This is a genomic window from Micromonospora sp. NPDC003197 (assembly GCF_053590565.1).
This window is the reverse complement of the sequence record NZ_JBSFTE010000037.1, coordinates 32,870-50,770: the sequence shown is the minus strand read 5'-3', so window position 1 is coordinate 50,770 and position 17,901 is coordinate 32,870. Positions and strand designations below refer to the sequence as shown.

The 17,901-nt window shown below is 68.4% G+C and carries 12 protein-coding genes; all 12 read right to left on the bottom strand.

All coding sequences use genetic code 11. The annotated features are described in order from the left end of the window. Positions 1–13: 13 nt before the first annotated feature. The 12 genes from ACWDV4_RS28395 to ACWDV4_RS28340 all read right to left on the bottom strand — a co-directional run bounded on the left by ACWDV4_RS28395 (position 14) and on the right by ACWDV4_RS28340 (position 17,832). The gene (locus ACWDV4_RS28395; protein ID WP_184538644.1) at positions 14–451 is read right to left on the bottom strand and encodes a phage tail protein; all 438 of its coding nucleotides are present in this window, start codon (positions 449–451) and stop codon (positions 14–16) included. Between the two features lie 43 nt (positions 452–494). Further along, a complete protein-coding gene (locus tag ACWDV4_RS28390) occupies positions 495–2,867 on the bottom strand; it encodes a hypothetical protein (protein WP_449984891.1) in 2,373 nt (790 codons plus the stop codon). A 181-nt stretch (positions 2,868–3,048) separates the two neighbouring features. Continuing rightward, positions 3,049–3,207: a DUF6760 family protein gene (locus tag ACWDV4_RS28385; RefSeq protein WP_449984888.1), complete on the bottom strand. Its 159-nt coding sequence runs from the start codon at positions 3,205–3,207 to the stop codon at positions 3,049–3,051. Next, positions 3,204–3,662, bottom strand: a complete 459-nt coding sequence (locus ACWDV4_RS28380; RefSeq protein ID WP_449984885.1) for a hypothetical protein — start codon at positions 3,660–3,662, stop codon at positions 3,204–3,206. The genes ACWDV4_RS28385 and ACWDV4_RS28380 overlap by 4 nt, the downstream gene beginning before the upstream one ends. A 4-nt stretch (positions 3,663–3,666) precedes the next feature. Then, the gene (locus tag ACWDV4_RS28375; protein ID WP_449984883.1) at positions 3,667–4,110 is read right to left on the bottom strand and encodes a phage tail protein; all 444 of its coding nucleotides are present in this window, start codon (positions 4,108–4,110) and stop codon (positions 3,667–3,669) included. 46 nt (positions 4,111–4,156) lie between these two features. Then, entirely contained in the window at positions 4,157–5,707 is a 1,551-nt protein-coding gene (locus tag ACWDV4_RS28370; protein WP_449984881.1) for a phage tail sheath family protein, read from the bottom strand. Between the two features lie 253 nt (positions 5,708–5,960). Then, positions 5,961–6,518 (bottom strand): HEAT repeat domain-containing protein, encoded by a 558-nt coding sequence (locus ACWDV4_RS28365; protein ID WP_449984878.1) that lies wholly within the window; start codon positions 6,516–6,518, stop codon positions 5,961–5,963. Next, complete coding sequence (locus ACWDV4_RS28360; protein ID WP_449984875.1) at positions 6,515–9,826, bottom strand: phage tail protein; 3,312 nt, start codon at positions 9,824–9,826, stop codon at positions 6,515–6,517. The genes ACWDV4_RS28365 and ACWDV4_RS28360 overlap by 4 nt, the downstream gene beginning before the upstream one ends. Positions 9,827–10,471: 645 nt before the next feature. Beyond that, positions 10,472–11,263 carry an eCIS core domain-containing protein gene (locus tag ACWDV4_RS28355; RefSeq protein ID WP_449984872.1) on the bottom strand — a complete coding sequence of 264 codons (792 nt, stop codon included), beginning with the start codon at positions 11,261–11,263 and terminating at the stop codon, positions 10,472–10,474. 126 nt (positions 11,264–11,389) lie between these two features. Further along, positions 11,390–13,414, bottom strand: a complete 2,025-nt coding sequence (locus ACWDV4_RS28350) for an AAA family ATPase (protein WP_449984870.1) — start codon at positions 13,412–13,414, stop codon at positions 11,390–11,392. Then, positions 13,411–14,094: a DUF4255 domain-containing protein gene (locus tag ACWDV4_RS28345; RefSeq protein WP_449984868.1), complete on the bottom strand. Its 684-nt coding sequence runs from the start codon at positions 14,092–14,094 to the stop codon at positions 13,411–13,413. Before ACWDV4_RS28345 ends, ACWDV4_RS28350 begins: the two co-directional genes overlap by 4 nt. Before the next feature lie 3 nt (positions 14,095–14,097). Continuing rightward, positions 14,098–17,832: a VWA domain-containing protein gene (locus ACWDV4_RS28340; RefSeq protein ID WP_449984866.1), complete on the bottom strand. Its 3,735-nt coding sequence runs from the start codon at positions 17,830–17,832 to the stop codon at positions 14,098–14,100. Positions 17,833–17,901: the final 69 nt, after the last annotated feature.

Below are 17,901 nucleotides of genomic sequence, written 5' to 3'. Positions count from 1 at the left end.
ATCGCCAGCCACCTCATCCGCCGGTGCCGGGACCGAAGAAACCATGGTGGGCGAGCTCCAGGGTCTCGGTGGCGACCTTGGGGGTGTCCGGGTTGAGCTGCGGCCCGGTCCATCGGATCGGGATGACGTCGAGCAGCCCCCACCGGGCGATCACCGTGCCCTCCTGGGTACGTGCCTCGATGGTCGCGGTCTTGCGCTTGAGCCCCCCCGCCATGCCGGAGAACCAGCGCATCAGCTTGGCACTGTCCGCGGTGACCGGGCGGGAGAGCTTGACGTTGGAGAACTTCATCCGGGTCGGCAGCTGCCAGACGTGGCCGTTGTTGCCACCTTCCTCGCGTTGCTCGACGACCACCTCGCAGCCCAGGCCGTCACAGCTGTTGAACGCGCCGAGATCCTGATCGTCGATCTTGACCACGAAGGCCACCGCGACGGCGACTTCGTCCCTGACCATCCTTCTCCTCCTTCTGGGTGCTGCTCCGTTCCGGTTCCGGTCGTCAGTCCGGACCGTCCAGCACCCCGTACCGCTCCCGATCCAGGCGCAGCTCGACCTTGAGCCGGCGCAGTAGCGGGTCGATCAGTTTCTTGAGCAGTTCCTCCGGTTCCGTCGCCCCGGCAGCCCCGCTAGCACCGGGGGAGCCGGGGGCGCCGCCGCCCGGCGCGGGCGGCGGTGGAGTCGCCCCGGACGCCGTCGGGGCTGGCGCGGGCTCCGGTTCGGGAGCAGCGGCCGGCTCCTCCGGTACGGTCGGCGGCGGATCGGGCGGCGCTGCCGGCTCAGGTAGCCGCTGTGCCACTGGCGTGGCGATGGGCGTCGCCGGGTCAGTTGTCGGCTGGCTGGCCAGGTACGGCACGGCCAGTACCGGTGCGGCAGTCGCACCCACAGCCTGGCCGGGGTACGTCGGACCCGTCTGCAGATCCGATACTGCACCGGTGCCGGTCCACCGCTGTACCGGCACGACGTCGGCCGGGCTGGGCTGGCTGATTCGCCCGACCGGAAACACCGCATCTGCCGGAGTGACGGAGTCGAGGCGGCTGGGGGCCGGTGATGACGCGGGGGTGACTGCGGTGAAGCCGGTGTCGCCAGTGCCGCTGCTTCCGGCCGTGCTGCTGCTTCCGGCCGGCCTGCCGGGAGCGGAGTCCCAGTGGAGCCGTTGCGCTGTCGGCGGCAGCGGAGCCGGCAGGTAGGGACTCGTGCTCTCCTTGCCCTCGCCGGTCAGCGGCTCGATCGAGCGGTCCCCAATCAGCCGGGCCACCACCAGTGGCGGGGCCGCGGCCGTCACCGAGTGAACTCCCTCCGCAGGGCTGCTGGGCGTCGACCTTCCGCCGCCGCCGATCGGGCGCAGCGGCAGATCGGGGCTTTCCGGTTCAGTGAGCCGCTGTATCGACTGACCGTCCGCGGAACCGTTCTCGGCAGCAGGGAGGCTCGGCGTGGCTGTGGCCAGCTCGGTGTTACCGAGCGTGGGCACACTGTCGGTCGGAGCGGTGTCGATCCAGGTCACCGCCGGGGGTGTCACCGGCTCGCTGGGCGCGGGATCGACTGACCGGATCGACTCCGGCGGGGACGGACCATCAGTCAGCGGCAGCTCGTCGAACTGGCCGCGCGTCGGTGACTCCGAGTTCGACGTGCCGAGGTCCTGCCCCGCCTGATTGGTCCCGACCGACTCGGCCAGCCGGGACACAATGACCTCGCTGCCCAGCAGTTCGGCGGTGCCGCTCGGGTCGGTCGGCAGGGTGGGTGTCGCCACGGTCGGCGCTGCCGGTTCCGGTGTCGGAGTCGGCGTCGGCGGATTCGAGGCCGGGCCGGATGGTGACGCTGCGGCCTGCGTACGCTGCACCATCGGCATTGCCGGCCCGGCCGGGGCGCGTGGTGCGCCATCCGACGGTCCCACCACCGGTCCAGCGGGCATCGACGGGATGGTCGGGGTGCGTTGGGCGGTCATCGGCGGGGCCGGCGGCACGATCGGCTCGCCCAGCCCGAGCCGGCGTGCTGGTCGGGTCGCACTACCGGCGTCGGCCAGGAAGTCTGCGCTGCGTTGGACAGTCTCCGCTGCGGGCCCGTCCCCGGCATGTGCCGATGCCGACCGCTCAATGCCGGGGGACGAGGGCTGGGACGGCGCCGACGGTGGGGAGTCGCCGAGCGAGCGAGATACGACGACAGGCGACACAGACGACGTGGGCGAAGGGGCGTACGACGACTCGACTGGGCTGTCTGCGGCGCTGTCCTGGATGCCGCCAGCATGCTCGACGGCTGCCACACCGATGGTGGGTACGACGCCTTCCGATACCAGATCCGGCACGTTCGCGCCGCTTGGCTCGGGTTGTGTCTCGATACTGGGCGAGCCGCTAGGGGCGGCTACCTCGGCTGAAGCGGAACCGGGCGTATGGTCCGGCACCGGATCGAGAGCGGGCATGATCGGCGGGGCGGCTACCACGGGCAACGTCAGCGATACGGGTGGGGTCGGGGCCACGGTGAGGCGGCTGATAGGCAACGGCTCGGCCGGCACCAGTTGCTCCGCCGGTGGCGCGAAGTGTGGTGCCGGTGCGGGGCTTGGCGACGGTGCCGGGCTTGCGGGCCGTGCGAAGCTTGGTGCCGCTGCGGCCTGCACCCCGCTGACCTGCCGTTGGAGGGATGGTTTCGGCGGCGCGGTACGGGTCGGAGGCAGGGCGAGCGGCGGATCAGCCGAGGGCGACTGTGGGTAATCACTGTGCGCCGAAGCCGGTGGCACCGGTACCGCCAGGTCGTGCAGCACCCCGGCGGGCTCGGCCGGGCCGAGCGCATGCCCCAGCGAGCCGACGAACGACGGATTACTCCAGGCGGCCAATGAGGAAGTGAACTCTTCCGACGGGTTCAGCAGCGGACTGCCGGTCACCGTCCGCTGGATCGGCGGTAGGGAACGCCAGGCCGCCGGTGGTGGCGGGACGACTTCTGGTGCCGTCGGCCCAGCCGGCGTTACCTCCGCCGGGCGAGTAGGAGCCGGGACGGGCGGTGGTGCGGAGTCCGCAGTGGACCGCTGCACCGACGCTTGACGGCGACGCCACGGCCACATGTTCTCACCGTCCTTGGCTTATCCGGTTGTTGATATTGGCGATCTCGGCTACGTAGCGCAGCCGTTCGCCGTGTTCGAGGTCGAGGATCTCGTCCAACGACCAGTGGAAGTGGTAGGCGACGTACGCGACCTCGGTGTAGATCCGCTCGGCCGCGTACGTCACGATTCCCCCAGGCGCCCACCCGCGAGGTCCACCGCGAACCGGTGCTGGCACTCAGGACAGACGACGCTCGCGCGGGTGTGCCCCTCGCTGTTGATCCGTCGGTACATGTCCTGAAGGAATGCCAGATCCGAGGCGAACAGATCCTCCACCACTCCCGGATGCACGTCGACTACCGTGCCGATCCGAGTGATCACCCGGCTGAGTAGCACCACCGTCAGGTAGGGCGGGTTCTCCCGTACCCGGTCGTCGCGTAGTGGCACCAACTCGTCCCGGGCGGTAGCCAGCCGCATCACGCCGTCGCGGTGCACCGTGCCGCTGCCGTCGACGTAGCCTCGGGGCAGCTCGAACGGGAACTCGGTCCGGAGTGTCTCCCGCTGCGGTGCGACCGCGACATCGGTCTGGGCCGCACCGGCGACGGTCGCGGTGGGGGAGGCCAGCGCGGAGGTACGGCGCATCGGGCTACTCGACTTCCATCGACTCGTACGTGATGACCAGCTTCTCGGTGAGTACGCTGGTGTCACCGGCCTTCAGTGAGCTGATCTCCAGGCTCTTCGCCCAGGCGTTGGTCAGCTTGTAGCGCTTGATCGGGAAGCCCTCGTAGTCGAAGACGATGATTGCGCCACCCTTGCGCGCGTCGCCCATCTTGCCGAAGCGGCAGTCCTTGATCCAACGCTCGAAGCTGTTGTCGGCGGTGAGACCCCGGGTCAGGGTCACCTCGCCGGCCTTCGGCGCACCCGGCGCCTTACGGACGAAGAACTTCCCGTCCGCGGTGTTCGACTTGTACTCGATGACGTCCTGTTCCATCTTCAGGCCGGACACTTCGGTGATCTGCTTGATGATCACGCTGTCCACCTCCAGCCCGAACGAGTGGCCGACGGCGGAGTCAAAATCGGGGAGCGGCACGGTTACCTCCTCAACTCACTGACCAGTGCTGACTTCTGGTCGGTCACTACTCGCTGACCAGACTGGTGCCGCCGGACATCTGCGCCAGCTGGAAGACGACGAACTCGGCCGGTTTCACCGGGGCGATACCGATCTGGCAGACCACCTGGCCGGCGTCGATGCTCTCGGCGGGGTTGGTCTCCCGGTCGCACTTGACGAAGAACGCCTCGTCAGGCGTCAGCCCGAACAGAGCACCCCGCCGCCACTCCATCACCAGGAAGGCGCTGATCGTACGGCGGATACGGGCCCACAGCGCGTCGTCGTTCGGCTCGAAGACCACCCACTGGGTGCCGGCCAGGATGGACTCTTCCAGGTAGTTGAACAACCGACGTACGTTCAGGTAGCGCCAGGCCGGGTCGGAGGAGAGGGTCCGAGCGCCCCAGACGAGGATTCCCCGTCCCGGGAAGGTGCGGAGGCAGTTGACGCCGAGCGGGTTCAACAACTCCTGCTCACCCCGGGTCAGCTGGGTCTCCAGCGCCACCGCGCCACGGATCGTCTCGTTGGCCGGAGCCTTGTGTACGCCCCGAGCGTTGTCGTTGCGAGCCCAGATGCCGCCGATATGGCCGGATGGCGGGACGTACCGGTTGATGCCGGAGGCCGGGTCGAAGATCTTGATCCACGGGTAGTAGAGCGCCGCGTACTTGGAGTCGTAGCCGGCCTGGTCGGTGCGCCACTCCTTGACCTGCTGGGGGGAGAGGCCGGGCGGCGGATCAAGGATCGCCATCCGGTCGCCCATCAGCTCACAGTGCGCGATCATGGCGGTCTGGACCGCCTTGACCGACTCCAGGTCGATCGCCCCTCGTTGGTAGGCCCCCATCAGGTCGGGCACCGCCACCATGGTGACCTCTTCGACCGCCTCCAGGCCGCCGAAACCGGTACGCTCCGCCGCATCCCCGACGTACTCGTCCGCGGCGACTTCGGTGGGGGCAGCCGTGGCCGGTGCGGGTACGGTCAGCGCCACCTCGCCGCCACTCGGGCGGGTCAGCTGTGCCGCCGGCACCGTCTCCTCAAGGGTGATCAGCTTCGACTTCTCGCGGACCGCCGTGACGACGTTGTCCTTGCCGCGCTTGGTGGTCACGTTCTCGAAGGTCTCCGCGACCTTGCCGCCGCGCTTGACGACCAGGTTGAACCGCTCCTCGGGTGCCCCCTCGGGTGCGTCGGTCACCTCGACGGTCAGGTCGTCCGGGGTGCCGCCGCGCGGGAGCTCCCGGGCGGTCACCCGATAGGAACCGACCGTCGCAGTGGGGCCAGGGCCGAGGGCGGCCTGTCCGGCGCCGGCCGTGCCGTTCGCACGGTCACCACCGATGCGTACGACATAGCAGGCCCCGCCGCCGTTGAGGAAGAAGCCGTAGACCGCGTGGCCGAGATAGCAGTCCGGCACGAACTCGCCGAAGACCTGCGAATACTGGCTCCAGTTGGTCACCAGCGTCGGGGTGTTGAACGGGCCCTGCGCGGCGAAGCCGACGAAGGCAGCCACTGCGGTACCCACGCCTTCGATGGGCCGAGAGCCGGACTCCACCTCTTCGACGTACACGCCCGGCGCCAGATAGTTGGGCATCACGCCTCCTCGTCCTATGGAATGAGGAGAGCGTCGCGCGCCACCGCTGCGGCGGACACGACCGACAGGACGCTTGATCGGGAAGCCTTCGATGCCCGTACGGGCACCTAGTCGCAAAATGGGCAAATTGTTAGATTGTGGCCAGGTGTCATCGAGCTGTGAGCGTCGATGTTCGTTGAGTGGGTGTGACGTGGCTGTCAGAGGCCCGGGTAGATCAGACTCCAGTCAACATCCGCGCTCTTCTGTCACCGGCTCAGCCGGAGCGATGACTATGGATCACTCTGATGGTGCGTTCCGCGTCGGCGCGGACGCCGTCATCGGAGTCGTTCGCAGCTACTCGGCTCAAAGCTGGATCGAGTTCGGGCCAAGACAGATAGGCGACTGCGAAGAGCGCCGCGGTGCGGACCTCACGCTCCGGATCGGCCAGCGCTGTGGTGAGAGCGTCCACGATGCGGGAGTCTGCTGCCTGTTGTGCGCCAAGCGCGGCGAGGAAAGCGATTGCATGGCGGCGGGCATCTATTCCATTGATGGTGGATAGCGCTCCAGTCACATCGGAGACCGTAACGGCACCGAGGCTCTCTGACAGATGTCTGCCGAGGCTGTCCTCGTCAGGGCCAAGGCACACGCAGTACGCTACACCTAGTAAGTCGTCTTCTATGTAGTGGACGGCGCTGGCCCCAGCCCGCCACACCTGCTCGTAGGGATGCGTACCGTCTGCGGCTACGGTTTGCACAGGTATCCAGCCGGCGATGAACCCGAGGTTTTCAAACTGTACCCGAGTTACGGCATCGCCTAGCACGACGCGTCTCACGAATTTGCTCCGTGGTTACGCGCCTGGAAGAACAGGATTTGTTTGAGATGGTCCCGTAGATGCTTGAGCACGTAGCGCTCCAATCGTTCCTGATTGTCGTACAACTCGGGTTGCGCCAACATCTGTGACTCCAGGTGGCGCGCGATGAGGCGCAACTCCCGCCCGAGAAAGACGGCCACGTCCGCTTCTTTCGCTTTGCCGAAACTGCTGCCCACGCCGGGTGTCTCCGGCAGGCCAAGTTGGTGTTGGGTTCGGCGGGAGATGCCACCAGATCCGGTCGCAACCATTGGTTGCTCCTCTCCGTAACGGTCCGCCCAGGACAATGATCCTTCCGTGCCGAGGTGGTTGGCAAGGTTTTCGGTTACCAGCGCGCCGGAGCCCCGTCCAGATTCTACTTGGGCGAGTCGTGCCAACTCGGCTGCACGTTTCAGATCCGTCGACGAGAGCCCGGGTGGTGGTTCGTGTCCAGCCTGCAACGCGAAGATTGCTTGCATGAGCAACTGTGGATCGGCAGGAGGGGCGGCTGCCGTTTCGGAGTATTTGCCGGGGCCGACTACGACCACGTTGCCGGGATGCAGGCTGCTGGCGGCAACTTCACCCACAGTGGTGCCTTGCGTCGCGCTGGACATTTTGATCTGTTCTTCCTGCGGATACTGTTTTCCAAGTTTGATCTGCCCAGCAGTGATGCCTGGAATCCCGGGGACCACCTGACGGGAGCCGGGCTTGTTCGGGCCGGCGATGCTCATGTTCCGTAGGTCGAGGGCAGCCGGTGCTCCGCCGTATCCTTCGGGGTTCTCGATTGGATTCTGTACGCTTCCGCCCCCGGCTATCCGCTGGTCGAGAATCTGCTGTGCCAGTCTGCGAACATCTGGTTCGTCCATGACCTGTTGGGAGAGGTCTCGGATTAGCCGGCTGAGGAAATCTCCATGGCTTTGTACGATGCGAGTGACGAGGTCGACCTCGGGGCTGTTTGCCGCGACAACCCTGGAGTTGTTTCCGTCCGTACGGATCGTGAGGACTCGCAGGCGGTATGCAAGGCGCCATCTGGTGAGAGTTGCCTGCAACTTCGATGCGGGTATGCCAGATTGGAGAAGTCGTTCGATCTGCGGAGGTAGTTCGCGTTTTGCTCGTTCGAGGTCGCGATGCCGCTGGTCGTGGTCGGCTGCTGGTCGAGAGTCGTCCTGCTGCTGTGCTCGCTTTTTTCCGAACTTGTCTTTGAGCTTCTTCCCGGACCCCTTGAGCTTTGCCCAGATTTTCTTGCCGATTCCGACGATCTTGTCGGTGATCCAGTCGACGGCTTTGCGTACCGGTTTGGTAAGGGTCTGGAAGAAGGATTTGACCTTGTTGGCGATGCCGCCGATGCCGAGGATGGCGGCGAGCGCGCCGATGAGGACGGGGATGGATTTGGCGAGGGCATTCTCGATGAGGGCGGGTACGCCGCCTGCGCCGCCGCCGGCGATGGCGATGACGGCGTCGAGTACGGCGTTGACGAACTCGATGATCTGGGCGCCGCGTTCGATGATGAACGTGACAATATCGATAATCATCTTGCAGGCTTTGATGAACGCCGATGCGGGGTTGAGCAGGCTGATGATCCAGGTGATGCCGGCGATCAGGACGGTCGGGATCAGGTATTCGCTGATCTTGCCGAGGAGGTTGCCCTTGAGGTCGCCGACCTGCTGACTGATTTCGTCGGTGACCCCGGCGACCCCTTCGGACTGGAGTTTCTGGGCGACTGGGACGGACGCTTCGACAGCGGTCATGGCCTGCTCGGGCACGCCGCGGGACACGATCCTGGCGCGTAGCGCTGCCCAGGTGAGCCCGAGCAGGCTGGCGATCATGGTGATGATGCCGCGTAGGTCGAACTTGGCGGGCAGTTCCAGACCAGCGCCGGCCATCGAGCCGAGAAGCCAGCCGATCAGTCCTTTCTTCAGGTGTTCGCCGATGTTGGCCATGAACGCCTTCAGGCCGGCGCCGACAGCGCTGACGAGGTTGCCGAGGAACCCGATCGGATCTTTCAGAATGCCGGCGATCGCGCTGGCGGCCTTGGCCAGGACGCCGAGCAGCAGGTCCTTGAGCTGCATGATGGTCTTGATGACCCCGCCGACCGCGTCGATGGCCTTGGCGATCAGGCCCTTGTTCTTCTCCTTCTCGGCGGCGATCTCCTCGTCCACCGATTTCAAGGCCTCGTTGTACTTGCTGGCGAGGGTCTGGACGAGTTCCTTGCCCTTGGCGTCGACCGATTCAGTCAGCTCGTCGAACTTGCCCGCGAACTCGCCGGCGGCCTCCTTTCCGATGGCCTGCAACTCGGCGGGGAGTTTCTTGACTTCGGCCTGCAACTGGTCGCGGCCGGTGGCGATGCGCTGTTTCGCCCGGTTGAGTTCCGCGCCGATGATGTCCGCCACGCCGGAGATGACCTGCTGCATCCGGTCGACGTAACCCTTACGGGCCGCCACGAAGATCTGGTTCGCTTCTTCGGGCAGCCCGGCGAACTTGTCCTTGATCCACCGGCCCTTACCGACCAGCCCCGAGTAGCGTTCGTCCTTGTAGTCGTCCATCCGCCGCTTGTGATCGGCGGTGAACGCATCCCGCGCCGCCTTCTCACCCTTGCTGAAGGCGTCGTCGACCTTCTTGTCCAAACCGGTGAGGATGCCCTCGACGTCCTTCTTCGTCGCGTCGAACACCTTCTGCAAGACGGCGGTGACCTGCGCCCGCTTCGACTCGTCCGAGCCCTTCGCAGACTCCTTCCCCTCACCGACCGCCTGCCCGGCCCGCTTACGATCCGCAGCGAGGGCAGTCATCGCCGCCGCACCCGCCGCGCCCGCCGAAGCTTTCGCCCCCGCCAGGGTCTGCGCCTCGCCCGCCCGCACCTCACCCGGTGCGGTGGCGGCATGCTGCTCGCCGGCTTTCTTCTCCTTCAACGCCCCGGTGAACTCCGGCTCGTTCGACTTCGCCAACTGGTCTTCGGTGACCTGCGCATCCGCCATCTGCTGATCGACCTGCGCCGGCCCAGCGGAGAAGTCCGTCGCCGCAGCCGGGGCCTTGTCCGGCACCGCCTTACCCGGATCCGGGGTACCCGGCACACCCGGTGGCCGATCCGCCACCAACGGCGTGACTGGTTTGTCTTTCGCCGCCGACGTGTCCGGGGGTGCCTTCGTCGCGGTGTCGATCGCCTCCGCCGACGCCTTCTTCCCGTCGGTGACCTGCCCCTGCACCTGCCCCTTGACCTGGTCGGCCTTACCCGACTCCCCGAACTTGTCCGCCTCATCCAAATTTTTCGGCGCCTGCGCGGCGATCGCCTCGTTCACCGCCGTAACGAACCCGGCCTTGTCGAACCCGCCAGGCTTCGCCGCGTTCATCTTCTCCGCGTTCGCGGTCTTACCCTGAGCCTCCTTGTCATCAGACGGAGGCTTCGCCGCACCCTGCGCCTTACCGGCTTCCGACGCGGCCGGCGGATGCGCCGACATCTGCTTCTGCTTACCGCGCACATCCCCGGTCAACGCCGCGAACTTCGGCTCGGCCGACGCCGGCGGCCGAGCCACCGGCCCACCATCCGCACCCGGCGCCAATCGCTGTACCGCCGGCAACAACACCGACTCGGTCTCCGTTGACCCGGCCGAAGACGCCGAGCCCGAGGAGGTGGCACCTTGCGATGTTGACTGCGGAGCAGCAGCGGCAGCAGTCGGGCCCGTACCAGGTGGTTTTGCCGAACGCGTCGAAGCCGCCCGCCGCTGGGCGATCAGACCCGACACCGCACGATTACCCGCCGCCGCCTGCAACCGCTGCGCCACCGCCGGACTCAGCGTCCGCGACGACACTGCCGAGCTGGTAGCCGGTGACTCACCGGAGGTGCTGGTGACGGCGGGGGCACGATCGGGGGAAGGCGCCGTGGAACGGCGTACGGAAGCCCGCTCCGACCCCAGGTCTTCCGCCGGCGCCTTCACACGCACCTCCTATGCGGCGGGCGTTTCCTCTTCTTCTTCCTCACCGGCCTCTTGGCGCTGGACGTACGTCTGGGCGGCGGCCTCGTCCTCTTCGTACTCGTCGCCGCTCTCCTGACGCTGGACGTACGTCTGGGCATGGGTGTGGTCGTGCCCGTCGTCCTCGGTGTGCCGCTGCACCGCCGGCCCGGCTGCCGAGACAGTGGCGGGCGCAGGCTGGGACATCAACTGGTCGGCGTTGGCCACCGCTTCGCGTTCGAACCGGTCGGACGGGTCGCTGACCTTCACGCCGCCACCCGCGTCGGTGCCGTCCACCGGGCCACTGCGCTGCTGCACCACGTGGGTCAGTTCGTGGGCCAGCATGTGCTGCCCTGCGGTGCTTGACGGGTCGTAGGTGTCCCTCTGGAAGACGATGTTCGAGCCGACCGTGTACGCCTGCGCGTTTACCGACTTCGCCGACTCGTGTGCCGCCCCGTCAGTGTGCACCCGTACGTCGCCGAAGTCCTGACCACCGAACCGCGCCTCCATGTCGGTGCGTACGTCCGGTGCGAGCGCTGACCCGCCGCCCGAGTTGACCACCGAGTGCACCGGTGAACGTTCCTCGGCCGGCTCCAGCAGTTCCGTGACGCCAGCGTTGCCTACCGCCCGTTGTAGCCCGAGCAGCCCCGACGCGCCCAGGACGTCGGTCCGGCCGGTCGCAGCCGCCTGGTACATCAATGCGTCGTGCTCCGGTTCGGTTGCTCGGACCCGATCACCAGCGGGACGTACCGCCGACTCCGAGTCGAACTCGCGCTCTCCCCGCATCTCTACCTCCTTCACCACCGGCACCCTTGACCGTCCACCTCTGGGCAGTTGTCGGCCAGATCCCGTCGCCTCGCCTTCCGGGCAGACGCGGCTGCCTTTTCGGGTAACCGCGATAAGTGGCCACCATCAGTGCGCCAGGGCCAGGTACGGACCGAACTCGCTTTCCAGAGTGAGCCGGCCGAGTTTGCGGTACTCCCGGCCCACCGCGCCGATCAGCTCGGCCATCCCGACCGGACGGCCGAGCCCAGCGGCGAGGTATGCCGCGGTCACCGCCGCCGAGCGGATGTGCCCGCCGGCCAGCTCGAACGCCTGTGCCAGGAAATCCAAGTCCACGTCATTGCTGCGGGGCACCCGATCACCGAGGCAGCGTTCCCACAGTGCCCCTCGGGCGTCCTCGTCCGGCACCGGGAAGTCGACCACGATGTCCAGTCGACGGGTGAACGCCTCGTCCAGGTTGGCCCGCAGGTTGGTGGCCAGCACCGCCAGACCGTCGAAGGTCTCCATCCGCTGCAACAGATAGGCGCTTTCGATGTTGGCGTACCGGTCGTGCGCATCGCGTACCTCGGAGCGCTTGCCGAAGATCGCGTCGGCTTCGTCGAAGAGCAGCACCCCGTTGACGCCCGCCGCCTCGGCGAAGATGCGCTCCAGGTTCTTCTCTGTCTCACCGACGTATTTGTCGACCACCGTGGCCAGGTTGACCGTGTAGAGGTCCAGGCCCAGGCTGCCGGCCACCACCTCCGCCGACATGGTCTTGCCGGTACCGGAGTCGCCCGCGAAGAGTGCGGTGACGCCGTGCCCCCGGCCACCGCCGGGTCGCATCCGCCACTCGCGCAGCACCCGGTCGCGGTGACGGGCCCGGCCAGCCAGCTCGTGTAACAACGCCAGGATCGGACCGGGTAGCACCAGGTCGTTCCAGGAAACCTCGGGGACGATTCGCCGGGCCAGCCGTTCCAGTCCGGCCGCGTTCTGGGTACGCGCACCGGCACGCAGGTGTGACTCATCGACCGCCTCACCGGCGGCAGCGGCGAGTTGGGCGGCGACCGAGGCGGCCCGGCGGATGGCCGGAGCGCCCAGGATGAACTGTGCGGTGGCGGCGGCCGGGTCGACCCCGTCAGCCAGGGTGCCGGCCAGCGTCTCCCGCCACACCGCCGCCCGGTCCGCGCTGGACAGTGGCGCCACCTCGACCTGCAACGGTGCCCGTGGGGCCCAGCTCGGGTCCCAGGTCTGCCCGCCGTACGCCAGGACCGGTGTCGACCCGGCGGCGAGCTGCGCCCAGACCTCCCACGATTCGGTCCCGGACACCGGCCCGATCACCACCCCGGCCCCGGTCAGTACGGCCTCCCGGAGCACGACGGTCGCCAGTTCGGCCGCGTGCGGACTGTCGGCCAGCCGGGTCAGGTCGACGGCCAGCGTCGTGTGGCCGGCCTGCGCCAGGGCAGCCGCACCCAGGGCCAGCGCGCTTGCGCCGGCGCGCTCCCGGAGGTAGGCCAGCCGGACTCCGGCCCGGTCCAGCGCCTGGGCGAGCTCTGCCGCGCCCGGCGGCGGTTGCCCCTGCGCGTCAATTGGTTCGGCGATCCCGGCCAGCAGCGGCTCCGGCGCGTCGGCGCCGAGCAGGTGCGCGCTGACCCGGTCCGGTACGCGCAGCGCGCGGGTCAGCACCGGCCGATCCGGATCGTCCACCTGGACAAGACGCAGATCGATCAATGGTGCTCCGGCGGCGAGTCGGACCCGGGCCACCGCGGCGGCTTCCGGTAGTCCGCAGAGTCGTAACGCCAGCCCGATGGTGGCCCGACGGCGGGTGACGTCGTCGTTGAGATAGCCGTAGAACTGTTCGAACCGGCTGTCCACGTCTGGAGCCAGCGCTACCAGCAGCAGCGCCACGTCCAACGGGGCGAGTCCGGCCGCCACCGCCAACGCGTCGAGCCGATCACCGAACTCGCTTACCGGCGGATCGCCGTCCTCCTCCGGCCAGCTGGGGTACGGCCCCCGCCCGCTGGCCAGAGTCGCGTCCAGCATCTCGTCGGAGAGGTAGAGCCCACGGAACGGGTCGTCCGGGTTCGGGTCGGTGTCGCGGCGTTGCGCCACGGCGGTTCGTACCGCCTGTTCCAGATGTTGCAGGCGACGTAGCAGTGCCGATGGTGGCTGCGTCATGACGTCCGGTCACCCCCGGACTGCCGGCGCATCGCGACCCGGCCGTCGCCGGTCGGGTCGGCGACGCCCGGCGCGTGGCCGACCCGATCGTCGGTGCCGCCCTGACCGGTGAGGTCCGCGACGTCCACCTGCACACCCTCGCGGGCGGGTGGACCGGCTGGTGCACCCTGACCAGTGATCAGCGGGGTGCTCACCACGACGTCCAACGACGGTTTCAACTCGCCACCCAGCGCCGTCCACACATCGGCGAAGGCCCGGTCCTCGGGTGGCGGCAGGGCGACCGTCATCGGCACCGGCATACCGACCTGGGCCACCGAGCCGGTCAGCAGGGCGGTCGGCATGGCATCGAACCGGATGAAACCCAGCAGCAGCGCGGAGAGCAGCCGATGCTCGTCCTCCGGCCGCTGGGTCCAGGCAGTGACCAGATAGGACAACTTGAGGTAGCGCGGTGGCATCACCCGACGGGCGACGACGCCCTGCTCGTCGTACTCGTTGATCAGACCTCGGGACCGGCGACGCAGGTCCTCGCGGATGTCGTACAGGTAGATGTTGACGGTCGGGGCGTTCCGCCGGGCCGCCCACTCCTTGGTGGGGGCCTCGAACACGATGTCCACCGTTGCCGCCGGCAGGGCCTCGTCGCGGACCAGCCGACGTAGCGCCTCGTCGATCTCGTGGATCACCGGTTACCGCCGTTCGTGGAAGTTGGGTGGGTCGAGAGCCCGAGGTACGACCAGGAACGGCTGCTCGGTGCGGACCGGCCCGAACCGGGTACCACCGGTGACGTGGACCGCGCCCAGGTGGCGCGGGCCCAACGGATCCTTCCGCAGGATCAGCACCTGGACCTGGAACGTTCCGTCGGGTTGGACGACCACGGTGTTCGGGGTGGCGGTGATGCCGAGGTCCCAGCGCAGCCGGACTGTCGCCCCGGGCGGGAAGTTCGTGCCGACGGCCTTGGTGACGAAGCCGGGTGGACCGATCGGTGGATCGACCACGATGGTCGGTGCGAGCACCAGCAGCGGAGCCTGCGCGAACCGGGTGGTGGGGGTGCCCTCGCCCACAGTGGCGGTCAACCGGCCGGCGACAGCCTGCGAGGTCGCCGCCCGGGCGGGCAGGACCACGTTGACCACCTGCTGGTCGCCGATGCCCAACGTGCCGAGCCGGCACAGCCCGGTGGTGGCGTCGCAGCGGCTGTCCATCGACACCGCCGGAAGCAGGGCGGGGGGCAGGGCGAGGCTGAGCCACGCGTTGCTCGCCGGCTGCCGAGAGGTGTTCCGGATCGTGTAGGTGACCGGCATGCTGTCCCCACCGACGTAACCAGGCTGTCGTCCCACGGAGACCGTCAGGCTCAGATCCGGTACCGGAAGGGTCTGGTATGTGGGCTGGTAGCCGACATGTCGGATAACGGTGATCGCCGGACCGCCGCTGCTGGGCACGGTCACGATCGAGGACGGCATGGCGCAGTCGCAGGCGGCGGTCAGGCCCGGTCCGGGCACGCTCAACGCGACGGCGATCCGGCTGCCATCCGGTGCCCACGCCGGGTCGGCCGCGGGCCGGCCCGCCTGGTCGATGGAGGAGAGCGGAGTGCGGGCATTGGTTCCGTCGGCGTTGACCACGCACAGCGTCGCGAATTGTCCGCCGTCGGTGAAGGCCAGGGCCGCACTGTCCGGAGACCAGGCTGGCCCACGGTCCCCGGTACGGGCCCGGCACGGCTCGCTCACCCGGGCGCTGATGTCTGTCTGGTCGCCGAAGGACAGGGTGTCGGCGGTGGCCGCGGCGATCCGGACCACCCAGATCCGGGTACCACTACCGTCCTTGTCCAGCACCGTGATGGTGGCGACGTCCTGCCAGCTTCGTCCGGCGGAGTCGACCGCGGTGCAGGTCACCACGGTCTGCCCGATCGGGAACCGGGACCCCGAGGCCGGCTCGCACCGGGGGATCAGCGGCCGGCCAGCGGCGTCGACCGCGCTCGCCTGATATTGCACCACGGTGCCGTCGGTGCCCTCTGCCGCCACGGTGACGTCGTCTACCCGTACGAAGGGATGGTCCGGGTGGGCCACCCGGACGATCAGGTCCTGCCGGGAGTCCAACCCGGGCTGCGGCGCGTTGACGTCGAAGCGGAGCACACAGCGCAGCACCGCGCCGGGTGTCGCACCCGGCGCGACGGTCACCAGTTCCTGAAAGACCGCCGGTTCTCCCGCCGGCACCCGGGCCGGATTCGGGGTGAACGTGACGTTGAGCCCGTCGTCACAGTGCTCGACGACGGGGGTGACGGTCAGGGTCAGGCTCCGGATGGCGTCCTTGATCGCCGGGATGAGCTGGCCCGGCTGGCTGTTGGGGGTGAGTCGGCCGCCGGTCTGCTGGGCCAGCGATTCGGCGATTCCGTCGTAGTTCAGCCCCGCTTCGCCGCCCGCGCCGGTGATTGGTACGCCGATCAGGGATATTCCGGCCCCGACCAGCTCATCCCCGAGTGACTCCCGGGTTATCCGTTCCCCGGCGGGGGTGGTCTGGTCGATGCTGTAGGTGTCACTGATCAGTACGACGATCCGGCTGCTGTCGGCCCGGAAACCGGTCCGGTCGTTCCGGGCGATCTGCCGCAGCGCGTAGAACCAGTTCTCGGTGCCGTACCCGCTGTCCGCCTCCAGGGTGTCGATCGCGTCCTGGATTGTCTGCATGTTCTCTGGGGTGTCGGCGGGGGTCAGCGCCAGCCGTGGATCGTAGAGCTTCGGATCGCCCTGACCGCCGAAGGTGGCCAGGGCGAAGTGCGCGTCCGGCTGGTCGGCCCGGACACTGTCGATGACCTCGGGGATTCGGGCCTTGAGCTGTTCGATGACGCTGCTGCCGTCCTCTCCCGGTGCCGCCATGGAGCCGGTGTTGTCGACCAGGAAGACGATGTCCGGTCGGGGCGGCACTGCCGGAGTGCGTACCCGGGTGGTGACGGTGAACTCGCGGTCGGGTAGGGACGGTTGGTCGACCAGCGTTGGATCGACGATGCTCTGCCGTCGGGTGGCGGTACGGGAGATCGCGATCCGGGTGCCATCAGGTGACCAGGCTGGCTCGGTGTCCTGGGCGGCCAGGTGGTGTGGCACCGGTAGTTGCCCGAGCAGGTGGCCGTCAACGGCCCGAACCACCAGGATCCGCGTTGGCAGCGACCGTCCGGCGGGCCGCCGGGTGAACGCGATCGCGGTGCCGTCGGGGGACCAGGTGGGGTCGCTGTCCTCGTCACCGACCTGAGTGCCGGGTGGGGCGAGCATCCTCGGGTTGCGGCCGTCGCCGTCGGCGACGACGATTCGGGCCCCACCCGCTGGCTGTTCGGCACTGTAGGCGAGACGGGTCCCGTCGGCGGTGAACGCCGGCCCGGTCTCGTCGTACCCCGGCCGCACCGTCCGGTCACGGCGGTCCTGCCCGTTGGAGTCGGCGGTCCACACGTCGGTGGAGGATTCGGCCTCGGTTCCGGTGAAGATCACCTCGTTGTCCTGCCAGACCGGATGCCGCTCAGCCAGCTCCGACGCCGCGACCGGGGTGACCGTACCCCGATCGAGCAGGTAGACGTCTCCGGCGTTGTCGAACCGGGTGCTGACGAACGCGATCCGCCGACTGTCCGGTGCCCAGGCGGGCTGGGCCGAATCCCATGGGGCCGGTACGACCCGGGTGACCGGACCGCCGGTCGCCGGCATGGTCACCACCTCGGTGGCCGCACCCGAACCGTCGGCCGGGGCGAACCGGGAGGTGGTGAATGCGATCCGGGTGCCGTCCGGTGACCAGGCCGGTTGGCTGTCGGCTCCCGGGTCGCTGGTGAGCCGGGTGGTCCGGCCGCTGGCGACGTCCAGGACGTAGAGGTCCCCGGCTGGGTCGTCGCGGGTGCTGCTGAACACGATCCGAGTGCCATCCGGCGACCAACTGGGTCCGGTGTCCTCGCCGGGGTGGTCGGTGAGCCGCCGCGGTGCCGACCCGTCCGTCGCCACCAGCCAGAGGTCGGCGCTGCCGCCCCGGTCGGAGACGAACGCCACCCGCCGGCCGTCTGGCGACAGCGCCGGTTGACTGTCCGCCCCGGAGCCACTGGTCAACCGGGTGATCCCCGAGCCCGGTCGACGCAGGTAGAGGTCCCCGCCAGGATCGGCCGGGGAGTCCGCCGCACGGCGGCTGACCCACACCAGGATCCCGGCGCGCGAGTCTGCTTCCAGATCGGCGTCACCCCGGTCGTCCGCCGACAGCAGCGGCCGGGCCGACTGACCCGGGACCGCCACCCGCAGCGTGGGCTGTTCGGTGCTGGTGTAGCCGAGCCGATAGCCGGTGGCGGCCGGCGCGGCGAGCAGCTCGGTCGGAGGTGCCGACCGGGTCACCGGCTGGGCACCCGCCAATGCCAGACCGGAGAGCAGTACGACGACGAGCGGCACCGCTCGACGAATCCCCCTGCGCACGACACCTCCTGCGGTCCTACCTGCCTCACACGGTGGTCCTAGCGGCTTGTTCAGGTAGTGCCACGCGGT